General features: G+C 52.0%; 26 protein-coding genes. 14 read left to right on the forward strand and 12 right to left on the reverse strand.

From position 1 onward, the window contains the following. Window positions 1–45: 45 nt before the first annotated feature. Window positions 46–1503, reverse strand: a complete 1458-nt coding sequence (gene gatB, locus FW415_RS05455; RefSeq protein ID WP_148383273.1) for an Asp-tRNA(Asn)/Glu-tRNA(Gln) amidotransferase subunit GatB — start codon at window positions 1501–1503, stop codon at window positions 46–48. 90 nt (window positions 1504–1593) lie between these two features. On the opposite strand from gatB, the gene FW415_RS05460 reads away from it, so the two are divergent. Continuing rightward, window positions 1594–2967, forward strand: a complete 1374-nt coding sequence (locus FW415_RS05460) for an aldehyde dehydrogenase (protein ID WP_148383274.1) — start codon at window positions 1594–1596, stop codon at window positions 2965–2967. An 84-nt stretch (window positions 2968–3051) separates the two neighbouring features. Here the strand turns inward: FW415_RS05460 and FW415_RS05465 are convergent, their stop codons facing one another. Both FW415_RS05465 and alaS read right to left on the reverse strand, forming a co-directional pair. Beyond that, window positions 3052–4062, reverse strand: coding sequence for a PDZ domain-containing protein (locus FW415_RS05465; RefSeq protein WP_148383275.1), 1011 nt, complete (start codon window positions 4060–4062; stop codon window positions 3052–3054). Between the two features lie 328 nt (window positions 4063–4390). Then, window positions 4391–7003: an alanine--tRNA ligase gene (gene alaS / locus FW415_RS05470; RefSeq protein WP_148383276.1), complete on the reverse strand. Its 2613-nt coding sequence runs from the start codon at window positions 7001–7003 to the stop codon at window positions 4391–4393. Window positions 7004–7291: 288 nt separating this feature from the next. Here alaS and FW415_RS05475 point away from each other — a divergent pair, with 288 nt between their 5' ends. The 3 genes from FW415_RS05475 (at window position 7292) to FW415_RS05485 (ending at window position 9421) form a co-directional block, all read left to right on the forward strand. After that, window positions 7292–8263, forward strand: coding sequence for a M23 family metallopeptidase (locus FW415_RS05475; RefSeq protein WP_148383277.1), 972 nt, complete (start codon window positions 7292–7294; stop codon window positions 8261–8263). 122 nt (window positions 8264–8385) lie between these two features. Further along, window positions 8386–8901: a MerR family transcriptional regulator gene (locus FW415_RS25290; RefSeq protein ID WP_246858926.1), complete on the forward strand. Its 516-nt coding sequence runs from the start codon at window positions 8386–8388 to the stop codon at window positions 8899–8901. Between the two features lie 10 nt (window positions 8902–8911). Further along, complete coding sequence (locus tag FW415_RS05485) at window positions 8912–9421, forward strand: hypothetical protein (protein ID WP_148383278.1); 510 nt, start codon at window positions 8912–8914, stop codon at window positions 9419–9421. 63 nt (window positions 9422–9484) lie between these two features. Here FW415_RS05485 and FW415_RS05495 read toward each other — a convergent pair whose 3' ends face one another. Both FW415_RS05495 and FW415_RS05500 read right to left on the reverse strand, forming a co-directional pair. Next, complete coding sequence (locus FW415_RS05495) at window positions 9485–10585, reverse strand: mechanosensitive ion channel family protein (protein ID WP_168208678.1); 1101 nt, start codon at window positions 10583–10585, stop codon at window positions 9485–9487. Beyond that, window positions 10578–11726, reverse strand: coding sequence for an amidohydrolase family protein (locus FW415_RS05500; RefSeq protein WP_148383280.1), 1149 nt, complete (start codon window positions 11724–11726; stop codon window positions 10578–10580). The genes FW415_RS05495 and FW415_RS05500 overlap by 8 nt, the downstream gene beginning before the upstream one ends. A gap of 121 nt (window positions 11727–11847) precedes the next feature. Here FW415_RS05500 and prfA point away from each other — a divergent pair, with 121 nt between their 5' ends. The 3 genes from prfA (at window position 11848) to FW415_RS05515 (ending at window position 14475) form a co-directional block, all read left to right on the forward strand. Continuing rightward, entirely contained in the window at window positions 11848–12924 is a 1077-nt protein-coding gene (gene prfA, locus FW415_RS05505) for a peptide chain release factor 1 (protein ID WP_148383281.1), read from the forward strand. 127 nt (window positions 12925–13051) lie between these two features. Then, on the forward strand, window positions 13052–13627 hold the full coding sequence (locus FW415_RS05510; protein ID WP_148383282.1) for a hypothetical protein: 576 nt from the start codon (window positions 13052–13054) through the stop codon (window positions 13625–13627). Window positions 13628–13785: 158 nt separating this feature from the next. Next, window positions 13786–14475 (forward strand): OmpA family protein, encoded by a 690-nt coding sequence (locus FW415_RS05515; protein WP_246858928.1) that lies wholly within the window; start codon window positions 13786–13788, stop codon window positions 14473–14475. Window positions 14476–14544: 69 nt separating this feature from the next. Here FW415_RS05515 and FW415_RS25295 read toward each other — a convergent pair whose 3' ends face one another. Together FW415_RS25295 and FW415_RS05520 are read right to left on the reverse strand one after the other, a co-directional pair. Continuing rightward, window positions 14545–14724: a hypothetical protein gene (locus FW415_RS25295; protein WP_246858931.1), complete on the reverse strand. Its 180-nt coding sequence runs from the start codon at window positions 14722–14724 to the stop codon at window positions 14545–14547. Continuing rightward, window positions 14702–15730, reverse strand: a complete 1029-nt coding sequence (locus FW415_RS05520) for an aspartate aminotransferase family protein (protein WP_246858932.1) — start codon at window positions 15728–15730, stop codon at window positions 14702–14704. Before FW415_RS05520 ends, FW415_RS25295 begins: the two co-directional genes overlap by 23 nt. Window positions 15731–15869: 139 nt before the next feature. On the opposite strand from FW415_RS05520, the gene FW415_RS05525 reads away from it, so the two are divergent. Both FW415_RS05525 and FW415_RS24900 read left to right on the forward strand, forming a co-directional pair. Beyond that, window positions 15870–16352 (forward strand): gamma carbonic anhydrase family protein, encoded by a 483-nt coding sequence (locus FW415_RS05525; RefSeq protein WP_246858933.1) that lies wholly within the window; start codon window positions 15870–15872, stop codon window positions 16350–16352. 114 nt (window positions 16353–16466) lie between these two features. Then, window positions 16467–16616, forward strand: a complete 150-nt coding sequence (locus FW415_RS24900) for a hypothetical protein (RefSeq protein ID WP_168208679.1) — start codon at window positions 16467–16469, stop codon at window positions 16614–16616. 169 nt (window positions 16617–16785) lie between these two features. Here FW415_RS24900 and rsgA read toward each other — a convergent pair whose 3' ends face one another. The 5 genes from rsgA to FW415_RS05550 are packed head-to-tail and all read right to left on the reverse strand — an operon-like array spanning window position 16786 to window position 21693. Beyond that, complete coding sequence (gene rsgA / locus FW415_RS05530; RefSeq protein WP_246858934.1) at window positions 16786–17760, reverse strand: ribosome small subunit-dependent GTPase A; 975 nt, start codon at window positions 17758–17760, stop codon at window positions 16786–16788. A 4-nt stretch (window positions 17761–17764) separates the two neighbouring features. Continuing rightward, on the reverse strand, window positions 17765–18775 hold the full coding sequence (locus FW415_RS05535; RefSeq protein WP_148383283.1) for a VWA domain-containing protein: 1011 nt from the start codon (window positions 18773–18775) through the stop codon (window positions 17765–17767). A 7-nt stretch (window positions 18776–18782) separates the two neighbouring features. Next, the gene (locus FW415_RS05540; RefSeq protein WP_148383284.1) at window positions 18783–19784 is read right to left on the reverse strand and encodes a hypothetical protein; all 1002 of its coding nucleotides are present in this window, start codon (window positions 19782–19784) and stop codon (window positions 18783–18785) included. Window positions 19785–19811: 27 nt separating this feature from the next. Then, window positions 19812–20678: a DUF58 domain-containing protein gene (locus FW415_RS05545; RefSeq protein ID WP_148383285.1), complete on the reverse strand. Its 867-nt coding sequence runs from the start codon at window positions 20676–20678 to the stop codon at window positions 19812–19814. Window positions 20679–20691: 13 nt separating this feature from the next. Then, window positions 20692–21693, reverse strand: a complete 1002-nt coding sequence (locus tag FW415_RS05550) for a MoxR family ATPase (protein WP_148383286.1) — start codon at window positions 21691–21693, stop codon at window positions 20692–20694. 247 nt (window positions 21694–21940) lie between these two features. Here FW415_RS05550 and FW415_RS05555 point away from each other — a divergent pair, with 247 nt between their 5' ends. From FW415_RS05555 to FW415_RS05575, 5 genes are all read left to right on the forward strand, one after another. Then, window positions 21941–22273, forward strand: a complete 333-nt coding sequence (locus tag FW415_RS05555; RefSeq protein ID WP_148383287.1) for a hypothetical protein — start codon at window positions 21941–21943, stop codon at window positions 22271–22273. Window positions 22274–22279: 6 nt separating this feature from the next. Beyond that, window positions 22280–22942: a peptidylprolyl isomerase gene (locus FW415_RS05560; RefSeq protein WP_148383288.1), complete on the forward strand. Its 663-nt coding sequence runs from the start codon at window positions 22280–22282 to the stop codon at window positions 22940–22942. 43 nt (window positions 22943–22985) lie between these two features. Continuing rightward, window positions 22986–23366, forward strand: coding sequence for a glycine cleavage system protein GcvH (gene gcvH, locus FW415_RS05565; RefSeq protein ID WP_148383289.1), 381 nt, complete (start codon window positions 22986–22988; stop codon window positions 23364–23366). 42 nt (window positions 23367–23408) lie between these two features. Continuing rightward, a complete protein-coding gene (locus tag FW415_RS05570; protein WP_168208680.1) occupies window positions 23409–23792 on the forward strand; it encodes a VanZ family protein in 384 nt (127 codons plus the stop codon). A gap of 212 nt (window positions 23793–24004) precedes the next feature. Then, window positions 24005–24439, forward strand: a complete 435-nt coding sequence (locus FW415_RS05575) for a helix-turn-helix domain-containing protein (protein WP_148383291.1) — start codon at window positions 24005–24007, stop codon at window positions 24437–24439. Window positions 24440–24740: the final 301 nt, after the last annotated feature.

The raw sequence follows: 24740 nt of genomic DNA on the forward strand, positions 1-24740 counted from the left end.
CAGTGGCATAAAATGTATTCCCGCTGAAATGGATGAGCGGTTTCTCTAGCTGTTCAAACGTTTCATCAACAGCTCGTTAGTGAGTTTCGGATCGGCTTTGCCTGCGCTCATTTTCATCACTTCTCCCACAAAAAGGCCGATCAGCCCCTTCTTTCCGGCTTTGAATTCCGCCACCTTGCCGGGGAATTTTGCCAGTACTTCTTCTATCACCGGCAGTATGCTGCCTGCATCGGTGTCTTGTATGAGGTTCAGTTCCGTGGCAATAGCGATGGGTGTTTTCCCTGGTTCTCCGATCATAACGGGCAGAATGCGGGATGAGGCGATGGAGAAATTCACTTTGCCATCCACGATCAGCGCGATCAGCGCAGCAAGGGAGGCCGGAGGCAGGGGGAATGTTTCCATGCCTGCACTTTGGTCGTTCAACCAGGATTTGACAGGTCCCAGCATCCAGTTGGCGGCGGCTTTGTGATGAGGAGTGGCTGCAATCAGCTCCCCGAAATAAGCAGCGGTCGCCTTATCGTCACAGATCACCCGTGCATCATATTCCGGCAGCCCCAGTTCCCGGATATATCGCTCAATCATCTCTTCCGGCAGTTCCGGCAGGCTTTTGCGGATATTTTCCAGGAACGCGTCTGTAAGATTGAAAGGAGCCAGGTCCGGGTCGGGGAAATAACGGTAATCATTGGCTTCTTCCTTGGAGCGCAAAGGGAAGGAACTGCCGTTGGATGCATCGAAACTGCGCGTTTCCTGCACCACGCGGCCCCCTTCTTCCACCAGGGTGATCTGCCGTTTTATTTCATTGTCGATCGCACGTTTCACATTGCGGATGGAGTTCATATTCTTTACTTCCACCTTTGTACCCAGTGATGTGTCGCCTTTAAGGCGGATAGAGATATTGGCGTCGCAGCGCATGCTGCCTTCTTCCATATTGCCGTCACAAACGTCCAGCCAGCGTACGAGGCGGCGCAGTTCGGTCAGGTAAGCGTAGGCTTCGTCACTGTTATGAAGGTCCGGCTCCGTTACGATCTCTACCAGCGGAACACCCGCGCGGTTGTAATCTACCAGCGTATTGTCGGCGTCCTGGTCGTGCATGGATTTACCGGCGTCTTCCTCCAGGTGAATGCGGTTCAGCTGGATGTGGCGGCTCTTTCCGTCAACAAATACCGGCACATGACCGCCGATGCAGATCGGTGCCGTATGCTGACTGATCTGATACCCTTTGGGAAGATCCGGATAGAAATAGTTCTTGCGGGCGAAGAAGTTCTCCCGCGCTATCTCGCAGTGGCAGGCAAAGCCCAGCTTGATGGCAAGCTCCACCGCCTTTTTGTTCAGAAATGGCAATGTACCGGGATGACCGAGGGTCACCGGGCTGATATGTGTATTGGGCAGGCCCCCAAAAGCAGCACTGTCGCCACTGAACAGCTTGCTTTGTGTTAAAAGCTGGGCATGTACTTCCAGGCCTATCACTGCTTCATACTTGTTATAATCGATGCTCGCGCTCATATTGAATTGTCCGGACTGATTCGCACAAAGATATTCAAACTGCAAAAAAGCAGGGAATTTTCGCGAAATTGTAACAGATAATCTTGTCCTATGGCTTCTATTACAGCGATATACACAGCCCAGCGCAGCTTTTTCCATTCGGGAGCTACCCGTTCTCTTTCATTTCGCAAGGCGCAACTGAAAAAACTCAAAAAGGTGCTGAAAAAGTATGAAACGGCTATCCTGGAGGCTTTGTATGCGGACCTGCGCAAGCATCCCATGGAAGCTTTCGGCAGTGAAGTGGGCCTGCTTTATGAGGAGATCGATCATACACTGGCTAATCTCCGTGACTGGATGCGGCCGCAGCCGGTCACTTCGCCATTGCTGCAATACCCTTCCGCCAGCATGGTGTACCGCGAACCGAAAGGCCTGACCCTGCTCATCGGCCCCTGGAATTACCCTTTTCAGCTGGTGATCGCGCCGCTCATTGCCAGCATCGCGGCCGGTAACTGCGCTATCCTGAAACCTTCCGAGCTGGCGCCGGCGACTGCTGCCGTTACGGAGGAGCTGATCCGGGAAGCCTTTGACCCTGCTTTTGTGACGGTCATCACCGGGGAAGGGCAGGCCGTGATACCCGCCGCTATGCAGCACCGCTTTGATCACGTATTCTTTACCGGCAGCATTCCCGTAGGCCGGAAGATACTGGAAATGGCCGCGCCCCATCTTACGCCGGTGACGCTGGAACTTGGCGGCAAAAGCCCCTGCATTGTGGATAAAAGCGCGGATATGAAAACTTCTGCCAGGCGGATCATCTGGGGCAAATGCTGGAATGCCGGACAAACCTGTATCGCGCCGGATTACATCCTTGTACAGGAACAGGTGATGGAACCGCTGACAGTCCAGCTGAAAGCCGCCATCCGGCGTTTCTTTGGTGAGGACCCGGAAAAAAGCCCCGATTATGCCCGGATCATCAACGAAAAACGTTTCGACCAGCTGACGGCCTATCTGCAGCAGGGGCGTGTTATCGCAGGCGGGCAAACGAACCGGGCTGAACGGTACATCGCGCCTACCTTGCTTGCCGATGTGCCGCTGGATGCACCCATCATGCAGGAAGAGATCTTCGGCCCGCTGCTGCCGCTGATCCCGTACAAAACGATTGAAGATGCACTGCAGATCATCGCCCGCAATCCGAATCCCTTATCGTTATACCTCTTTTCGAAAAGCCGCCGTATGGAAAAGACGTTTATAACGCAGGTGCCCTTCGGCGGCGGGTGCATCAATAATACCCTGGTGCATTTCACCAATGAGGAACTGCCTTTCGGCGGGGTGGGACAAAGCGGGATGGGGCGGTACCACGGCCATGCGGGGTTCGGGGAATTCTCACAGGTGAAAAGCGTGATGAAAACCGCTACCTGGCTGGATATTCCGGTGAAATACCCGCCCTACGGCAATAAACTGAAGATCGCCAGGATGATGATGCGGTAAAAAAACGGCCCGCATCATGCGGACCGCTTCTTTTTGCTTTACACTTAAACTATAATCAAACTTTACTTTATACGATGTTGCCGGTTACAGGTGCTCTGTATTCAGTGTCTTCGGCACTGCGATATTCAACGTTTGTTCGTTGCCGTTACGCTTTACTGTTGCCTTGATACTGGTTTTATCTTTATTGTCCTGGTAAATTTCCACCACATCTTTTGCGTTCTTTACGGCCTTGCCGCCGATGCCGGTGATCAGGTCATCTGCTTTGAAGCCCGCTTTGGCAGCCGGTGAGCCAGGGGTTACGTTCAGTACTTTGGCCCCGCTGTTGTTTTCTGTGTCCTGTACGGAAAGGCCGAGGCGGGTGCCGCTGTTCTCCCCGAAGAATTGCCCGAAAGGCGATCCTTCGCGGCGGTCGGGCATCCGGAAACGGAAGAAGTCGTTGCCCTGCCCATCCGGCGTCCGGAACAAATTGTTATCCCCGTCCGGTGTCATCCGGAAGGATCGGGGCGCAGTGTCCGGCCTTTTATCCAGCGTGGCGGTAGCCTTGCCTTCCTTTCCATTACGTTTATACGTTACGGTGATTTCGTCGCCGGGACTCATTTCACCTACGGCTTCGTATAATTCCTGCGGTTCACTAACGGCTTCGCCGTTCAGATGGGTGATCACATCCCCGGCTTTCAGTCCGGCTTTTTCCGCTGCGGAGCCTTTGGCAACCTCTTTGATGGTGGCGCCTGCGGCTTCCAGCTTTTCGGTGATCACGCCCAATACCGCCCGGTTGGGTGTAAAGAACGACCATGCGTTATCGCCACCGGGCAGCGTCATTTCGCCGCCGGAAGACAGATTGCCGTTCCTTGGCCTGATCACGCGGTGCTGTACGATGATGTCACCGTTTTTATAGTCTTCGATCTTTTTTCCATCAACCAGCACTTTTCCGTCTTTGATCTCCACGGTCACTTTGGCGTCTTTTTCACCGCCTTTTCGCTTGATGACGATCTCGTCATATTCGCCCATTTTATCGGAGCGTTTTTCCTGTGCAGCAGCCGGAATGGCCAGTGCCGGGATCGCCGTGAAACTGAGGATGTATAAAAATCTGCGCATGAAGCAAATTTAGGGGCTGCGGGAGGAAAAAAAATGTTAAAAACGGGCGGCAGATTTTAAGGGATTGTTAAAAATCAGGTATGGAAACCGATTAAGTTGGGACTACACCAAACCAAAGATTTGCTCAGGTTGACCGGTAACCTGGTCAAGCGGGAGGCCCTGATTTTTCACAGCGCTTTTATATCGCTAACATTTTTTTGCACGGTAATTTATGTCAATGTGCTTTTTTTGGATGGCAATCTGATTGAATTATGCAATATGGCCTTTAAAAACAAGGGTCGGCCTTCGCGGCCGGCCCTTGTTTCGATGTAATATTTCAACCTTGGTTTTACAGCAATGCTTTCACCTTCGCGATCACCTGCTCCAGCTGCCCTGCGTCCTGCCCTCCGGCTGAAGCCAGCACGGGCTGACCGCCGCCACCGCCTTTGATAAGCGGGGCCACCTGCTCCTTGATGATCTTCTGGGCGTTGAGGCCTTTATCTTTCACCAGCTGCTCATCTACCAGTACGGTTACCTGCGCTTTGCCGCCTACGTTGGCGCAAAGCACGGCCAGGTAAGGAGTTGCAAGCTGGTCTTTTACCGCCATCGCAAATTGTTTCAGCATGTCAGCATTGCCGGCTTCAACAATGGCGCCCAGGAAGTGTACGCCGTTCACGGTTTCTGCCTGCTGCGGGAGGGACGCTGCCTGTTGCTGCACCTGTTTAAGCTCCAGTGCAGCCAGCTGTTTTTCCAGGCTGGCCTTGTCGCTGATCAGCTGATCGATCGCTTTGGCCAGCTCTTTCGGATTCTTTAACAGCCCTTTGGCTGATTTAAATTGCTGCAGCTGATCTGTTACAAAGGCTTCCGCCTTTGCGCCGGTAACAGCTTCTACACGCCGTACACCCGCGGCCACGGCGCTTTCCGCGGTGAATTTGAACAGGCCCAGCTCCCCGGTGCTGCCTACATGTGTGCCGCCGCAAAGTTCTATGGAATATGCCGGATCGATGGTTACCACACGTACCGTTTCACCGTATTTTTCGCCGAACAGGGCCATGGCTCCAAGCTTCAGGGCTTCCTCGCGGGGCAGCTCCCGGATCACAACAGGGATATTCTTCCGTATTTTTTCATTGACGATCGCTTCTATCTGCGCCAGTTCCTCATCTGTTACCTTGGCAAAATGAGAGAAATCGAACCGGAGATAGTCCGCATTCACAAGCGAGCCCTTTTGCGCAACGTGCGTACCCAGTACCTGGCGTAAAGCGGCATGCAGCAGGTGGGTGGCGGTATGGTGACTGGCCGTATCCTGCCGTTTGGGTGCATTCACGGAAGCGATGAGGCCGCCGTCTATCGCTGCAGGCAGTTTGTCTACAAAATGTACGATCAGGTCATTTTCCTTTTTGGTATCGGTGACCGGTATTTTCTCCGTCCCGAAGGTCAGCGTGCCGGTATCACCAACCTGTCCGCCGCTTTCTGCATAAAACGGGGTTTTGTCCAGCACCAGCTGGTATTGTTCTTTGCCTTTTGCTTTGATCTTGCGGTATTTCAGCACTTTGGCAGGCATTTCCAGTTCGGTGTACCCTGCAAAGATGCCCGAGGGCTGGTCCATCAGCACGGTCCAGTCGCCCATATCCAGTTCTGTAGCGGCCCGGGAACGGTCTTTCTGTTTTTTCATTTCCGTCTCGAAACCTGCTTCATCCACCGTCAGTCCCTTTTCGGAAGCGATCAGCATGGTAAGGTCCAGCGGGAAGCCGTAGGTATCGTATAATTCAAATGCTACGGCCCCTTCGATGTTTTTGGCCCCGGATGCGGTGATATTATCCAGCCTGCCCAAACCGCTGTCCAGCGTCCGCAGGAAACTGTTCTCTTCTTCGAACACCACTTTCTTCACGAAATCTTCCTGTTGCTGCAGCTCGGGGAATACCTTGCTGAACTGTGCCGCCAGCACGGGTACCAGGTCGTGCAACAGCGGTTTTTTGACCTCGAGGAAAGAAAAGGCGTAGCGCACTGCCCGGCGAAGGATGCGGCGGATCACATAACCAGCGCCGTTGTTGGCAGGCAATTGCCCGTCCGCGATCGTGAAGCAGATAGCCCGGATGTGATCGGCGATCACCCGGAAGGCGATATCGGTCTTTTCTGTCTGACCATATTGTTTACCGCAAAGTTTTTCGGTGGCGTGGATGATGGGCATGAACACATCCGTATCGTAATTGCTTTGCTTGCCCTGCAGTACCCGTACCAGGCGCTCGAAGCCCATGCCGGTATCCACATGCCGGGCGGGAAGCGGCTCCAGGCTCTTGTCTTTCAGACGGTTGAACTGCATGAACACGTTGTTCCATATTTCAATCACCTGCGGATGGTCGTTATTCACCAGTTCATGGCCCGGTTGCAATGCCCTTTCGGCATCGGTTCTGCAATCCACATGAATTTCCGTACAGGGGCCGCATGGTCCGGTATCCCCCATTTCCCAGAAATTGTCCTTTTTATTGCCCATCAGGATGCGGTCTTCCGCGATATGTTTTTTCCATTCCGCGATCGCTTCACTGTCCGCCGGCAGTTTTTCTGCCGTATCTCCTTCAAAAACAGTCACATACAGCCGGTCTTTTGGCAGTTTGTACACTTCGGTCAGCAGTTCCCAGCTCCAGGCAATGGCTTCCGGTTTGAAATAGTCGCCAAAGCTCCAGTTGCCCAGCATCTCGAACATGGTATGGTGATAAGTGTCGATGCCCACCTCTTCCAGGTCGTTATGCTTCCCGCTGACCCTCAGGCACTTCTGCGTATCCGCAGCTCTTTTGTAAGGCGCCGGTTTGTTTCCGAGGAACAGGTCTTTGAATTGGTTCATCCCTGCATTGGTGAAGAGCAGTGTAGGGTCGTTTTTCACCACAATTGGGGCTGAAGGCACGATTTGATGGCCTTTGGAAGCAAAAAAATCCAGGAACTGTTGTCTGATCTCGGCTGCGGTCATAAAATATTACTACGTATTAATATCTAATTTTAATTTTATAATTGCGTCAATCCCAAATTTGGCTTTTATTTGTGATCTGAAAAAGGTCACTCATAAAATTGAGATTCAAAAGGTTGCCGTTTTAGCCTAATTCTATTAGGTTTGTGAGCTCCTGAATAAACCGTATCCGTTTTCCGCGAGGGTTGAACGCGGTGCAAAAATATCGAAATAATTAAAACAAGGTATAATCGCCATTTGCTTCGTTAACAGGGACGAATGGGCGGCACCCTCATCAAGCCAACAAGGTTCATGAAGAAGATCAAATATTTTTATAATACGCAGACGCTGAAGTATGAAAAGCTGGTGGTGTCTGCGCGGGTGAAGATCTTGAGGGTTCTGGGTTTTATTTCCGCGGCGATCGTTACCGGCATCCTTTTCCTCTCTGTAGCTTACCGTTTTCTGGACTCTCCCAAGGAAAAGATGCTCCGCCGGGATATTGACAATATGAAAGAGGAATATGACGCTTTGCAGGGCCGGCTGGTGGAATTGAAGGGGCAACTGGACGAGTTGCAGCACCGGGATAATGAGATATACCGGGTCATATTCGAGGCCGCACCGATCCCGGACAGTGTACGGGTTGGAAATGTGGAGAAAGATGCAGAGATCGCCCGGCTCCAGTCCAAACCGAATGAAGCGATCATCAGCGCTACCGCCGGGATGCTGGAGCGGTTGGTGAACAGGGTAGCCGTACAGGAGAAATCATATATCCAGATAGAAGACCTCATCCGGAACAAGCAAAAGATGCTGGCTTCCATTCCGGCCATCCAGCCGGTGTCCAATAAGGACCTGGACCGTATCGCCTCCGGATTCGGATATCGCATCGACCCTATTTACAAGACCATGAAGTTCCACAGCGGCCTTGATTTTACCGCGCCTTCCGGTACGCCTATCTATGCAACGGGAGACGGAAGAGTGGAAGAAGCCAGCCTCAGCGATGTGGGATATGGCAACCATGTGGTCATCAATCACGGGTATGGTTACAAATCCCTGTACGGACATATGGTCCGCATCAAAGCGAAACGGGGACAGACCGTGAAACGGGGAGATGTGATAGGATGGGTAGGCAGCACCGGCAAATCTACCGGTCCGCACTGCCATTACGAGGTAAGCAAGGGCGGTATCAAGCTGGACCCGGTTTACTTTTTTTACAACGATCTTACACCTGAACAATTCGACCGCATGCTGAAAATTGCCCGCTCCGGCAACCAGTCCTTCGATTAGTGGAATGATTATTGGAGGAAAAGCGCGATTGTGCATAAAAATGACAGGTGCGCCCGGCGGGGATGCGTGAGCTATTCCGTAATATTGTATCCGTATTCTCTTATCTACAATTGATCTCGGTTATGATGCAGCAACTGGACTTATTTGGAGGCGAGCCGCAGCAGGCACCTGCAAAGCCTGCGTCAGCGGCGCAACCCGGAAAGGACAAAGATGGCGCTGTGCCCGCAGAACCCTTGCCCGTCAAGGGTAAAAAGCGTGGCCGCAAAAGTCTGAAAGAGCTTGCCGGTGATCCGCATGTGATCCAGGAACTGGAAAAAATGACGCTGGACAAGCAGTACTATTCCATCAGTGAAGTAGCCGGCATGTTCAGGGTCAACACTTCCCTGGTCAGGTATTGGGAGAACGAATTCGATATCCTGCAGCCGAAAAAGAACCGGAAGGGTGACCGGCTTTTCCGCCAGGAAGACATACAGAACCTTAAACTCATCTATCATCTGTTGCGCGAGCGCAAATACACAATTGAAGGCGCCAAGCAGAAGCTGCGGGAAGACAAAAGGGTAGCCTCCCGGAATTTTGAAATGATAAAGTCCCTCCAGAAAGTGCGGCAATTTTTAACGGAATTAAAAGATCAATTATAAAACACAAATTATGCGTTTACACACAGTATTATTAGGATGCGGGTTGTTGCTGTCTGCTGTAACAATGGCCCAGAACGGGAGCAGCGACAAACAATTGAAAGGCAGGATCCAGATGAAACAACTGATCAGCGATTCCGCTTATGCCTGGTTTCATACGGGCGTGAATAAATACCAGGTGAATGACAATATGGTCAATTACATCAAGACCAACAAAGATAAAGTGCAGCTGGTAGCCCTTGTGAATACCTCAGATGCAGGCAGCCGGGCATTATTGCCGAAATTCTATAAAGTAATGATACTCGCCAGCGTTCCGGAAGAAAGCATCCACCTTTACGGATTCGATAACAGCGGAAACTCCGGCGATGCTGTGGCAGATGGTTATAAGGCAAAGAAGCTGCCGGTGATCCTGGTGATGCGCGATGGAAAAGAGGAGGGCCGCATCAGCGGTACGCCTAAAGAGACGGTGGAGCAGGACCTTGCACAGATCATCATGAATATGAATAAGAAAGAAGCGAAATAGGTCATACAACCTGTATATAACAAAGGGACCATGTCGATAAGATATGGTCCCTTTGTTTGTGGGTTACGCGGCAGGAGCATCCGCTTTGACCGCCAGCCGCACCCCATGGCTTTCCAGTATCCGGATCGCTTCCAGGTTCACCTCTTCCCGCATTTTTATATATTGGGCGTTTTCCAGGATGTTCGTCATATAGATGACCTGCAGCATGAATGAATCCTTTCCGAAATCAAAAAGGCTTACGGAGAAATCTTTCTCTACGTCCCGATGGCTTTGCAGGTAATCCTTCAGGCTTTTGATAACCAGCATCAGCTTGTCCGAAGGCGTGTCAGGGGCCAGTTCCAGTTTCAGCACAACCCGCAGCTGGGTGCGGAGGGAAAGGTTATCCAGCACACTGTCTACCATCTTTTTATTGGGCACCGTTACGAATGTTTTATCCAGTGTGCGGATGCGGGTGCTTCGCAGCCCGATCTTTTCCACTACGCCCTGAAAGGTATCCACTTTAACGCTATCGCCTACACGAAACGGTTTATCGAAGAAAATAATGAAGGAACCAATGAGATTTTCTATGCTTTCCCGTGCAGCCAGGGCGAGGGCGGCCGCACCAATGCCCAGGCCGGCAACCAGCTTTTCCACCAGCTCCCGCCCGAACAGGATGTTTATCAGCGCTATGGCGCCGATGATGAAGATGATGGCTTTGAAGAAATCGCGAAAGAATACGATGAACTGACTATCGCTTCTGTCTGCCGCCAGGCTGGCTTTCTTTTCGATGATCAGCGCAATGAAATCTATCAGCCTGATCACGATCCAGATAACGGTACAGGTGAAGGTGATCTTCACGACAACCTGGGATAACATTTGCAGGGTGTAGGGCTGCCCCGTCCGGTTGTAGAGTATAAGGTCAAGTTCCTGCGGGAATACCAGGTGGTTGCTGCCCATGATAAAGGCCGTCAGCAGCAGGAAGTATTCCAGCGGTTTCAGCAGCAGTTCCACAAATTGGTGTTCTGCTATCTGCGGCGACCAGTGGCGAATGAGCCGGAAAAGCCGGGAGGCGATATTCCTGGAGAGGAATCGGCGGATGAAGAAAACGATCAGCACGATGCCGGTCACAATGCCGTAGTTGCGGAGGCTGTTGCCCAGAATGTCCGTATTCAGTAGTTCATTCATAGATGGTATATGCTTTTGCTTTGTTGCCATGGACCTGTACAATGCCCGGGCGTTTACCTTTTTCAAAGCTGCCGAGCGTATCTGCAAAACCCAGTGCTTCGGCGCCATTGATGGTGGCCCATTGCATGATGTCAGACAGGGGAATGGCAGGATAATGGCGGCGCAGGGCCTGTATCTCTTCCCAGATAGACAATTGATGATTGGAAGCAAGGCTGTCGGTGCCCAGTGTCAGTGTTGCACCATTCTCCAGCAACGCGGGAATATCCGGAAGACGATTTTCAATATAGCTGTTGGCGTTGGGGCAGAGGCACCAGTACACGCCGGGCCGGGCTGCAAAACGGATATCCTCCGCTGAAGTATAGGTATTATGCACGAGCAGCAGGTTGCCGCTGTCTTTAAAATACGGGAAAAAGCTTTGCAGGCTGCTTTTGCCCGTGGCCTCAAAGCCATCGGGATGAATGCCGAAATGCCGGTAAAACTCCAGGAAAGGCCCTGCTTTCCGGCGGTACAGTTCATCTTCCGCCGCGCACTCCTGATTGTGGATGGTCAGCGGGGTATTGTTTTCCTTGGCCGCGATCATGCGGAACAGGGTAGGCGAAACGGAATAAGGCGCATGTGGTACGAGGGAAGCCGGGAGGTTTTGCGAACGGAACTGGGCGTACACGGTGGCGGAGTGCTCCAGGCGCTGGGGGGCAGTGGCATCCACGAAACCCATGCATTCAATAAAATTGTGCCAGCGGATGGGGGAGCCGAGCTTGTAGGGCAGGGTGGCGGCGGTATTGCAAATATCCCCTACGGCCACGATGCCCTCCGCCTGCATGGCGTTCCCGGCATCGGTAATGGCCTGCTGCAAAACGTCCGGTCCCGGCGGCAGCCGCTGTTCCATGACGGTGGTCAGAAACACCGGGAGGCCGGTATGCTCCGGAATAACCCCTTTCATATGCGACAGCTCCAGGTGGCAATGGGTATTGATAAAACCCGGGCAAAGCCACCCTTCCAGCTGCCGGATATCATCCCCCGCCCAGGAACGCGGCACCACGGCGGATACCGTTCCCAAACCATCCAGTATCAACACCCGGTCCGGCCCAAGGAAACGCCTCCCGTCAAAAATATCGTCGGCTGCCAGCTTGATCATCTCCATACTTATTGTCCGCTTCGTTCTTTTTAATAGGCAAAAATGTAATTTTGCAACCCGAAGCAATTACGAAATACGGGTTTTTCCGGGAAATGTTAATCTCGTAATTGATAATTCGCTGGTAATTATGATAGATAAATTAGATGCCATCAGGGGAAGGTACGAACAGGTAGAGCTGGCGCTTACCAATCCCGAGATAGTAAAAGATAACAAACAGTTCAGCAAGCTGAGCAAAGAGTTCAGGCAGCTGGAAAAGATCGTGAAGGTATATGATGCCTATCGTAAGCTGCTGGATACCATTGCCTTTAACAAGGAAGTGCTGGAAAGCGGGGATGAGGAAATGCGGGAGTTGGCCAAGGAGGAAACCGAGTCCCTGGCGGAACAGAAAGAAAAGATGGAAACGGATATCCGCAACCTGCTGATCCCGAAAGACCCGCAGGACGAGAAGAACGCGATCCTGGAGATCCGCGGCGGCACCGGTGGTGATGAGGCGAGCCTTTTTGCAGGCGACCTCCTCCGCATGTACCTGCGCTTTTGCGAGAACAAAGGCTGGAAAACAGCCATCATGAACGAAAACCCCGGAGCCGTAGGCGGCTACAAGGAAGTAGTGGTGGAAGTGACCGGGGATGATGTGTATGGGACACTTAAATTCGAATCCGGCGTTCACCGCGTGCAGCGTGTTCCGGCCACGGAAGCATCCGGCCGGGTGCATACTTCGGCGGCTACAGTGGCCGTATTGCCCGAGGCGGAAGACGTGGACGTAGAGATCCGGGACGCCGATATCAAAATGGATACCTTCCGCTCCTCCGGTGCGGGCGGCCAGCACGTTAACAAAACGGAGTCGGCCGTACGGCTGACCCATATCCCTACCGGCGTTGTCGTGGAATGCCAGGAAGGCCGGAGCCAGCACTCCAACCGGGACATCGCCATGCGTATGCTGCGTACCCGCATCTACGAAGCGGCCGTGCGCAAACACGAAGACGCTATCGCTTCCAAGCGCAAAAGCCTCGTTTCCACAGGTGACCGCTCCGCCAAGATCCGTACCTATAACTACCCCCAGGGCCGTATTACCGATCACCGCATCGGCATGACGGTATATAATATGGATACCTTCATGAACGGGGAGATCGGGGAAATGATAGAAACCCTCCAGTTTGCCGAAAATGCTGAAAAGATGAAATCCGGCGATCAGATGGTAATGTAACCTTAATGTTGCAGGAAACAACAATTTGCCAGTACGGCTGTTATTATCCATACAACAGTTCGGGATCAGCTAATGACAGTCATTATACCTGTATCATATCTTTTCATTCCATCTTAAACATTTCAACATGTTGGACCAATTATTACAACTGGTGCGCGACAACGCCCAGGAAACCGTAGTGGCGAACCCCGCCATTCCCAATGAGCAAAATGAAGCGGTGATCAGCGAAGCCAGCGGTACTATCGCAACCGGACTGCAGGACGCCCTTGCCAGCGGCAACCTCCGGGAGGTCATGAGCCTCTTTAACGCCGGCGGTGAGGTGGATAACAGCAATCCTGTGGTGAACAACATCTCCGGGAACCTGATCGGCAAACTTCAGGAGAAATTCAACCTCAACGGGGGGAACGCCTCCGCTATCGCCGGTTCGCTTATCCCTGCCGTGCTGGGCTCCCTCGTCCGGAAAACCAATGACCCCGGTGATAACAGTTTCTCGCTCGATGGTATTTTCAGTTCCCTCACCGGCGGCTCCACACAAGGTCTCAATCTCAATGGCATCCTGGGTAAATTTGCCGGCGGTCTGGATAAAGACGGTGACGGGGATGTGGATATGGAAGACTTCAAAAACTTGATCAGCAACGGCGCCAGGCAGCAGCAGGGCGGTGGCGGACTTGGCGGACTGCTGGGCGGCCTCTTCGGAAAATGAACCTCGGTTGGTTGTTTTTGTTAATTTGTTTATTGCTTGTTTTACAGTTGTTTATGCGGGGAAAATTGATCTTGGCAGACTATTTGCTTAGGTTACTAGGTAGTGAAAACAGGCAAGCAAATTTTCTGATAAATCTCTATTAATGTTAAAACTTAACTATGATGAAAAGACGAATGAATGCAATGGTGGCGATAGCGTTGGCCGGAACCCTGATGTTCGGCAGTTGCAGCACCTGGCAGGGAATGGATAATACGAAGAAAGGTGCTGTGATCGGTACCGGCGGTGGCGCAGCTGCCGGCGCGGCCATTGGTAAAGCTGCCGGTAACACGGCTCTTGGGGCCATCATCGGTGCGGCAGTGGGCGGTACCGCAGGGGTGCTGATCGGCAAAAAGATGGATAAGCAGGCGGAAGAGATCAAGAACGAAGTACCCAACGCTACGGTTGAACGTGTAGGAGAGGGTATCAACGTGACCTTTAATTCCGGCGTACTGTTCGGGTTCGACAAATCCGACCTCACCGCTACCGCGCAAAGCAACATCCGTGAGTTGGCAGCTGTGCTGAACAAATACCCGGATACGCATGTTCGTGTAGAAGGCCATACGGACGATACCGGCGCCGATGCTTACAATTACAGCCTGTCCGAACGCCGCGCCAAGTCGGTAGCGAACTACCTGACTGCCCAGGGCGTTGCCTCCGGCCGCGTGCAAACATTCTGGTATGGCGAAACACAACCGAAAGTAGCGAATGACAGTGAAGCCAACCGTGCCCAGAACCGCCGTGTGGAGTTCTCCATCTATGCCAACGAAAAAATGAAGGCAGAGGCGAAGAATGAAGCGGGCAACCAATAGAAGAAGCGTTAGATTTTAATTCTCATAAGCAAATGAAGTCGATCCTCCCGGTTATGCCGGGAGGATTTTTTATACCAGCCTGTCCAGCCCCGCCAGTATTATCCGGCAGGCTGCCCTGATCTCTTCTTCACTGATGATCAGCGGCGGAACGATGCGCAGGCATTGCGGGGCAAACAGGAACCAGTCCGTGATCAGCCCGTTCGCTATACAATAATCGATGACCTTTTTATTCGAGGGAAAGTCTTCCAAGTTCCACCGCAAGCATCAACCCTTTGGAGCGCACTGCCTTGATCTTCGGATGCTGCAGCAGTTGCAGGAAAAGCTGCTCTTTGGCCGCAACCCCGGGGATCAGATCTTCGCTGAGAAGCGCTTTCATACCTGCCAGTCCGGCTGCGCAGGCTACGGGATGTCCGCCGAAAGTGGTGATATGTCCCAAAACCGGTTGATGGGTCAGGCTCCACATCACATCCCGGTTGGCAATGAAAGCGCCCATCGGCATGCCGCCGCCGAGTGCCTTGCCCAGGAGAAGGATGTCCGGCACCATATCATATTGTTCAAACGCCCAGAGGCTGCCGTTTCTGCCCAGGCCGCACTGTATCTCGTCCAGGATAAGGAGGGTGCCGGTTTCCGAGCATTTCTGCCGCAGGGCGCCGAGCCATTCCCGCTGAGGCGCCAATACACCGGCTTCTGCCTGTATGGTTTCTGCGATCACGCAGGCGGTACGCCCGGTTATCGCGGTTATCGCCTCCATGGAGTTGTGGGTGAGGTGCTGTACATCCGGCAGCAGGGGACGGTAGGCATTGCGCCAGTGCTCGTCTCCCATAATGCTGAGCGAGCCTTGTGTAGAACCGTGGTAGCTGTTGCGGAAAGCAATGATCTCCGTGCGGCCCGTGTGGCGTTTGGCCAGCTTCATAGCGCCTTCCACCGCTTCACTGCCGGAATTGGTGAAATACACGCTGTTGAGGCCCGCAGGCAAATGATCCGTCAGGTATTTCGCATAAGCCACCTGCGGTGATTGCACAAACTCGCCATACACCAGCAGATGCATGTAAGTGCCTGCCTGCTCCCGGATCGCTTCCACCACGGCCGGATGGCAATGCCCCACATTACAAACGCTGATGCCCGCTATCAGATCCAGATATCGTTTACCCGCCGCGTCCCACATATACATTCCTTCCGCTTTCACGATCTCCAATGCGAGCGGGGCATCGGACGTCTGCGCCACATGCTGTAAAAAAAGCTGCCTGTTATTCATTGCGTAGTAAGAAAATGGAACTTAAAAGTATAAAGTTAATCCCGATAACAGGCCGCATATTCCTTATTAATTTTTTACTTTTAGCATTCAACTTTTGATGATGCCAGTAATTTTACCAGTAAAAGGAGTAGCTCCGCAGATGGGCGAACATTGTTTTATTGCGCCCAATGCCACGATCGTAGGCGATGTGATCATGGGAAAAGATTGCAGCATATGGTTCAATGCCGTTGTACGCGGGGATGTGAACAGCATCCGGATGGGCGACAAAGTGAATGTGCAGGATGGCGCCGTGATACATGCTACTTATCAGAAAACCAAAACGGTCATCGGCAATAATGTTTCCATCGGGCACAACGCGATCGTGCATGGCTGCATCGTGGAAGATAATGTGCTGATCGGTATGGGGGCTATCGTTATGGACAATGCCCACATCGGCAGTAATACCATCATTGCCGCCGGAGCTGTGGTGCTGGAAGGCACAATTGTGGAAGCCGGCACCATTTACGCCGGCGTACCTGCCAAAAAGGTGAAGAACGTCAGCCAGGAACTGATCCACGGTGAGATCGATCGTATCGCCAATAACTACATCATGTATGCGGACTGGTTCAGGGATCAGGTGTGAGCCATAAAGCGTCCGCGTATGCCCCCCGCTTTCCTGCAAACAGCTGCTCCGGCTATTTAATGGAGGTCATGTTACAAAAAAATGTTATATTGCATAGATAAATTCGCTATCCCTATGAAACGAAAATGGCTCTTGCTCCTCTGGCTGGGTTTTTTACTGGCCGGCTGCGGATCGCAGAAGTATGGTTGCCCCGGCAGCACGTATTATAACAAGAACAACGCAAAGCAGAACGCCAAGGCGTCGAAGCAAATGAAACTATTCTAAATCACGTAGTTATGCGTAAGCTGTGTTGTTTATTGCTGGTCTGCGGATTTTTTGCGAGCGGTTGCCGTACGCAAAAAACCGGCTGCAAGGTACCCAAACGCAATATGGGTGCAGAAAGAATGATGGATGAAATGAGCCAGCCTCAGAAAAAGGGGCTTTTCAGGAGGGGTTAATAATTATTCTCTTCGATACTGTGCCAGATGGCCACATAACTCAGGTAGCGCTCCATATCCAGCTCACCGGCTTCCACCGCTTCTTTTACCGCACATCCCGGCTCATCCAGATGCTGACAGTTATTAAACTGGCAGTCGTTGATATAGGGCTGCATGTCCAGGAAGTAATGTGACAGCTCGGTACGGGAAATATCCACGATCCCCAGTTCGCGGATGCCCGGAGTATCGATCAGTCTGCCCCCGCCCGGCAGGTCGAACATTTCCGCGAAAGTGGTGGTATGCAAACCCTTCCCGCTCCATCCGCTGACATTTTTGGTACGGAGGTCAAGCCCCGGCAATATTTGGTTGATGAGGGTGGACTTCCCCACGCCGGAATGCCCGGAGATGAGGGTGGTCTTGTCTTTCAGCAGCGCTTTTATCTCATCGATGCCGTCGCCGGTATGGGCAGCAGTGAGCACTACCGTGTAGCCGATGCTCTCGTACACCGCTTTCCAATGCTCGAACTTTTCCATTTCCTTTGCTTTGTACACGTCTTTTTTGTTGAAGATCAGTACAACAGGGATGTGATAGGCGGCTGCCGTTACCAGGAAACGGTCGATGAAGCCCTGCGACGTGCGGGGCTCTTTTATGGTGCAGACCAGTGCTGCCTGGTCCAGATTGGCGGCAACGATATGTTTTTTGTGTTTGCCCTGCGGGGAGCTGCGGACGATGTAGTTTTTTCGTTCAGCGATGTCCGTTATCATGGCAATGCCCTGTTCCGCTTCTTCAATGGCAATGGTCACCTCGTCACCCACGGCAATGGGATTCGTGGACGTGATATCTTCATTTTTCTTGAAAATACCTTTCATTCGCGCCTGGAAAACTTCGCCGGTGGCGGTTATAGCAGTGTACCAACTGCCGGTGGATCTATATATCCTTGCTTGCACGGGGCAAAGATACACGAATTGCGGCGTTTCATGAGAAAACGCCATGCGGTCAGGGGAGCCTTTTGAACAGGGTGTACCGCAGGAGGACTTCCAGCAGCAGACAGGCCAGCGCGATCATCGCCAGCGGGAAGAAATGCTCCTGGAACCGTTTGTACGAGGTGATCTCCACCTTTGTACGTTCCAGTTTGTCGATCTCCTGGTAGATATTTTGCAGGGATGCATTATCTGTGGCGCGGAAGTAACGGCCGCCGGTTTCTGTAGCGATCTTCCTCATCAGCGGTTCATCGATCTGTACATCGGTCATCTGCATTTGAACGCTGCCATCAGGCATTGTGGCGGGGGAGGGGGCTTTGCCCGTGGTGCCAACGCCAATGGTATATACCTTGATCTTGTAGGCCTTTGCTATTTCCAGTGCCGTGAGTGGGTCTACGAGCCCGGTGTTGTTCACGCCGTCTGTCAGCAGGATGATGACCTTGCTTTTTACCTTGCTGCTGTGCAGGCGGTCCACTGCCGTAGCCAGTCCCATTCCGATGGCGGTGCCGTCCTGCAGCATGCCGCTGCGGATCTGGATGATCTGTTGTTTCAGCACCGCATGGTCCATCGTGATCGGGCATTGGGTAAAGCTTTCGCCGGAGAAAACAACCAGGCCGATACGGTCGCTGATGCGGCTGTCCACAAATGTCATGGCCGTTTTCTTGGCGGCCTCCATGCGGTTGGGGCGGAGGTCTTCCGCCAGCATACTGCCGGATATGTCAATGCTCAGTACGATATCGATCCCTTCACTGTCGATGCTTTCTGAAGTATTGGATGTTTGCGGGCGGGCCAGCGCGGTCACCAGCGCGGCAAAAGCGATAATGCGCAGCGCCGGCAGCAAGGGGCGGAAGCGCACTTTCCAGGATACCGGTAATCCTTTCAGGCCCTGCAGGGACGATACCTGGAAGGAGCCCTGCCATTTGCGGCCGGCTCTGACCGTCCACCAGATCATCACAGGGATGAGCAGCAGCAGCCAGAAAAAGGCCGGGTGAGCAAATTCAATATTTTTCCAAAGTTCCGCGTTCATCTTTGAATTACTGGTTTGTGCTGTTGTCTGACTGATTGTTTGCTGCCGCAATGGCGGAGGGCTTCGTCCATTCCACGATGGCAATGGCCTTCTGCAGGCAATCTTCATGTTCCTGCGGCGATGGCTGCAGCTTGGCGAATTTTGCCAGGTCCGCCAGCACCAGAATGTTCTGCAGCTTGTCCCGCTGCTGGTTCAATACGGTAACAGGCTTGATGTTCTGCAGCAGTTCCGCGCTCGTTTGTTCCAGTGCGGCAATATGGAACTGCTGTTCAAAATACAACCGCAATATATCGGTGAGCTGCGTGTAATACAATTTCACCTCCGTATTCCAGGTCTTTTCCCGGCCAAGTTGCTCCAGCTGCTCCATGGCCAGCTGGTACGGCAGCTTCGAAGGTTTCGGCGGTTCGGGCGCTGCCGCGGGTTTCCGCTTGCGCCAGAATACGAAATAAAGCACGATCAATGCAATGAGCAGAATGCCCCCAAGCAGGAACGGCCAGTAGTCCAGCAGATTCCAGGATACGCTCCGCAAAGGTTTGATGGGTTTGAAGGCCTTGGTGGTATCTACGGCTACGGTATTTACGTCAATGAAGATCGGATCTGTAAAAACGGAATCATATGAACCATCTGTTACCGAAAACACCTCGAACTTCATCGGCGGCAGTTCCCAACGGCCGGAATCAAAGCTGGTGAGCCTGATCGTTTGCTTCCAGAGTTTCTGGTTTTCATTGGAGCCGGTGGTATCGAGGGAACTGCGTTCCACGATCTCCAGGTGATTCAGGGAATCCGGGAGGTTGGGGAACACCACTTTGATATTTGCGCCTTTAAGCGCATAAAGCATCACTTTGGCGGTAACCGAGATATTCACCGCTTCGCCTATACGAATTTGCGTGGTATCGGGTACTGCCGTTACCTTGAAGTAGTCCTGGTATTGTTCCTGGGCCCTTGAAGAGCTTGCGGCAAGCAGGAGTACCGGCAGTGCAAAAATGAATATTTGTTTCTTTAATCTCATCCGGTGTAACAGTGCGCTGTTTTAAACTTATACCCTGTTAAGGAAAAATGTCTGTAATACTTTCACGTAATCTTCATCCGTGCGAACGCTGATCAGCTCTGCACCGCTTTTCAGGAAAGCGCTCCGGCAATACTGTGCGTGTTGCTGGAACTGCTGTGTATAGTACTCGCGAACTTTCTTGTCGCTGGTATCCACCCATTGCGAAGCGCCTGTTTCGCCATCGGTCATTTTTATCATGCCTACCGGCGGCAATTCCTTATCCCGCGGATCATACACCTGTACGCCTACCACATCATGCCGCTTGGAAGCAATGTTCAGCGCATCCTGGTAATTGCCGGAAAAGAAATCACTGAGCAGGAACACGATGCTGCGTTTTTTGGTGGCATTATTGAAGAAGCGTAATGTTTCGGAGATATTGGTGCCTTTTCGTTTAGGCGTAAAAGATAACAGTTCGCGGATAATGAAAAGGATGTGCGATTTGCCCTTTTTTGGCGGGATGTATTTTTCCATCCCGTCGCTGAAGAAGATCACGCCCACTTTATCGTTGTTCTTGATGGCGGAGAATGCCAGCACGGCGCAAAGCTCTGTGACCAGGCTACGTTTGGAATGCCTGGCGGTGCCGAAGGATTCGCTCTCGCTCACATCCACCAGCAGCATTACGGTCAGCTCCCGTTCTTCCTCGAATACTTTCACAAAGGGATGATTGAAGCGCGCTGTCACATTCCAGTCGATCGAACGTACATCATCCCCGAAGTGATAATCGCGCACTTCGCTGAAGGACATACCCCGGCCTTTGAAGGCACTGTGGTACTCTCCGGCAAAAATGTGATTGGTCAGCCCTTTGGTCTTGATTTCCAGCTGGCGGACCTTTTTGAGTATTTCTGACGTCTCCATGTTTGTTGCAGATTTATGGCACTTCTACCACGTTGAGGATCTCGCTGAGGATGTTCTCGCTGGTCACATTCTCTGCTTCCGCTTCATAGGTCAGCCCTACGCGGTGGCGCATAACATCGAAGCACACACTGCGCACATCTTCGGGAATAACATATCCCCGGCGGCGCATGAAAGCATATGCCTTGGATGCGAGGGCCAGGTTGATGCTGGCACGGGGCGAGCCGCCATAAGCGATCAGCGGTTTCAGCTTCGCCAGTTTGTATTCTTCCGGATTACGGGTGGCAAATACCACGTCGATGATATATTTTTCGATCTTTTCATCCATATATACCTCGCGTACAAGCTTGCGGGCTTCCAGGATTTCCTGCGGTTGCACAACGGGCTGTATTTTGATATGCCCGTCCGGTTGCAGGTTCTGGCGGATGATATGACGTTCTTCTTCCTTGGTCGGGTAACCGATGACCACTTTCAGCATGAAACGGTCTACCTGCGCTTCAGGCAGCGTATAGGTGCCTTCCTGTTCGATCGGGTTCTGGGTGGCCAGCACGAGGAAAGGTTCTTCCAGCTTGAAGGTGGTATCGCCGATGGTCACCTGCTTTTCCTGCATGGCTTCCAGCAGGGCGCTCTGCACTTTTGCCGGGGCACGGTTGATCTCGTCCGCCAGAATGAAATTGGCGAAGATGGGCCCTTTACGCACCATGAATTCATTGCGCTGCTGGTTGTAGATCATGGTACCTACAACGTCGGCCGGCAAAAGGTCCGGCGTGAACTGGATACGGGAAAACCGGGCATTGACAGCTGATGACAGCGTTTTGATAGACAGCGTTTTGGCCAGTCCCGGCACACCTTCGAGCAATACGTGGCCCTGTGCCAGTAAACCGATCATTAGTCTTTCTACCATGTACTTCTGGCCCACGATGGCTTTGTTGATCTCCAGGTTCAGAAGATCAACGAAAGCACTGGCCTGATGGATCTTTTCATTGAGTTGACGGATATCGTACGATGTATTTTCCATGTATGTGCATTTCGAGTTTGCTAAAATACGTTTTCTGCTCCTAAACTTCTGCCGGTAAGGGTCGGGCGCCGTTAAAATGCTGTTAAATCATCCCCCGGAACGGCTTTCCCGGTAAGCAGATATGAGTTAAAAAAAATTCCAATTTAATAAAGCACTTTGATATTTACGTCAATTTTTTAGGTAAACCGTACATTTGTCGCCGTTAACCGGCTGCAATCGGTATGCCATAGATCAATAAAACCAACGAATGAACAACGACGACTTTGATATAAGATGGAAAAAGGTGGAGACAATGCTGGCGGAACGCTTCGGCAAAACCCCGAATATGGAGGCTATCCTGATGCTGGTAGGGATACAGGAACTGAACAGCGTCAAAAAGAAATTCACGAAGGAGCAGAAGCAGGACCTCATGCACATTGCTGTTTGCACCCTGCTGAGCCAGAGCGGGTACTTTGAACCGGAAGGCCGGGATAAGGACGGGTGGCCCCATTTCAAAGAGGTCAGTCCCGTTCCGAAAATGGAGCTGGAAGAGCAGGAAAGGTTCCTCAAAGAACATGTGATCGCTTATTTCGAAGAATAGAAACATATGCCGAGAGCTTTACTCCTTTCATTTTTGCTTTTCGCCGCTTTCGCGGCCAGTGCCCAGCGCAACCGGAAGGTGATCGTATCAACGGACCACGGCACCATGGTGATCCGGTTGTATGACCAGACGCCTTTACACCGGGATAACTTTATCAGGCTGGTGAAGAAGCGCTTTTATGACAGCCTTCTTTTCCACCGGGTGATCGGGAATTTTATGATCCAGGGCGGGGACCCGGATTCGAGACGGGCGAAAGCCGGCGCACAACTTGGGAACGGCGGTGTGGGATATACGGTTCCTGCGGAGTTTCAGCTGGACCTGTTCCATAAAAAAGGGGTACTGGCAGCGGCGCGGGACAATAACCCGGCAAAGGCGTCCGATGGCTGCCAGTTCTATATCGTACAAGGCAAGAAGTTCACGGACGGGCAGCTGGACACCCTGGAGCAAACCCGCCTGGGTGGCCGCAAGATCCCGGTAGACCAGCGGGAGGTGTATAAACAGATTGGAGGAACGCCGCATCTGGACCAGCAATACACGGTGTTTGGCGAAGTAGTGAAAGGGCTTTCGGTGATAGACAGCATCGCCGCGGTGAAGACGGATGCGAACAACCGGCCCCTGCAGGACGTGCGGATGCGGCTGCGTCTGAAGAAGAAGTTTTTATTTTTCTGAACATAATCTTTCTTTATTTTTACCGCTCAAAATCAAAATCAACATGAATTTTCCGTCACAGTTACGTTATACCAAAGACCATGAATGGGTTTTGCTGGAAGGGAATACTGCGAAGATCGGTATCACGGATTTTGCTCAGCGTGAGCTGGGCGATATCGTATTCGTAGATATCAATACTATCGGCAAATCCCTGCAGGCAGAAGAGATCTTTGGTACGGTGGAAGCGGTAAAAACCGTTTCAGACCTGTTCCTGCCGGTATCCGGCACAGTTTTGGAGATCAATCCACAGCTGGAAAGCAATCCTGAACTGGTGAACAGCGATCCGTACGGCGAAGGCTGGATGGTAACCGTTCAGGTAAGCAATCCCGCGGATGTTGAAGCGCTGCTGACCGCAGATGCTTACAAAGCATTGGTGGGTGAATAAAAGATGAATGAGACTAATACGAATAGTAAACCATCGCAAAATATGAGGATGATCCGTTATTATCTGCCAGCAATGGGATGGATCATCCTCATCCTTTTTTTATGCACGATGCCGGGCTCTTCCCTGCCTTCTTCATCGTTGTTTGACCAGTTGCATGTGGACAAGATCGTGCATTTCTTTTTGTTCGGCGGAACGGTGATCCTGCTGGCATACGGGTATTACCGGCAGCGGCAGGGGATCAGCGGATGGGCATTGCTGGCCATTGCGCTGGTGGCGGGTTTATATGGACTGATCATTGAGTTCATACAGAAGTATTTTACCGTGAACAGGAGTTTTGAGATCATGGATGTGGCTGCTGATACTGCGGGGGCACTTATGGGGGCCCTGATCTTTCAGGTTATCGGCAAAAGGGTGCTGAAAAAATGATCTTCATATAATATGCAGGAACAGGATAGGATGATGCGCTCAAATGAGCGCTTTTTTTATGCCAGCCATGCAGAATGTCCGAATTTCGGAGAGTACATTAACCGGGAGTGATAATTTCTCGGAATTGATGTTTTAAATTTGGCAACAGCAGTGAATTCCCCTAATTTTATCCGGATAGTTTTTGTTAACTTCTTAAGAATCATAGCATTCCTATGGACATAGGTCCCACCATCAGAAAGCTTCGTGAAGCCAGAAATATCACCCAGGAGTATATGGCATCACGGCTGAATATTGGCGTTACGGCATATGGCAATATCGAACGAAGTGATGTAAAACGACTGCCGGTAGAGCGGGTTTTTGAGATCGCGGCGATATTGCAGGTACATTATTCCGAGATATTTGGCGGCCCGGAGAAGGAGATGCCGGAGGAAAAACGGTTCAAGATGGATGCCTGTGTTCTCGCGATGATGGAATACTTCAGGAAAGACAAGCAGTTACTTTGCGATATGCTGAACGCGTACAAGGAGATTCACATGGGTGTTGATGCCATGCTGCAGGAGCATATCAATGCTTTGAACCGGATCATGAAGATGCAGGTAGAGATACATCAGAGCCTCATCGCATCGGCGAAACAGTCGCGGAACTGAACGTTGGCGGTAGTGCTTTCCGGCTGTTGATGTGTTCGGGGAATCTCCGGATGGGGGTGTTGCGGGTGAAAGTGTTAGGGGGAATACCCGGATTGGGTATTGTGCGTAAATGTGTTCGGGAAAATCCCCGGATTGGGTGTTGTGGGTGGAGGTGTTCGGGGGAATCTCCGGATCGCATATTGTGCGTAAATGTGTTCGGGGAAGTCCCCGGATATCGCATGCTGTGTTATCTGCTGGCAAGGGGGACAAGGGAAAGCTGTGCGCTGGAGAAGGGCCGGGAAGAACGCCCGCCCGCGGCCTC

It is taken from the genome of Chitinophaga sp. XS-30, from assembly GCF_008086345.1.
Taxonomy (GTDB): Bacteria; Bacteroidota; Bacteroidia; order Chitinophagales; family Chitinophagaceae; genus Chitinophaga.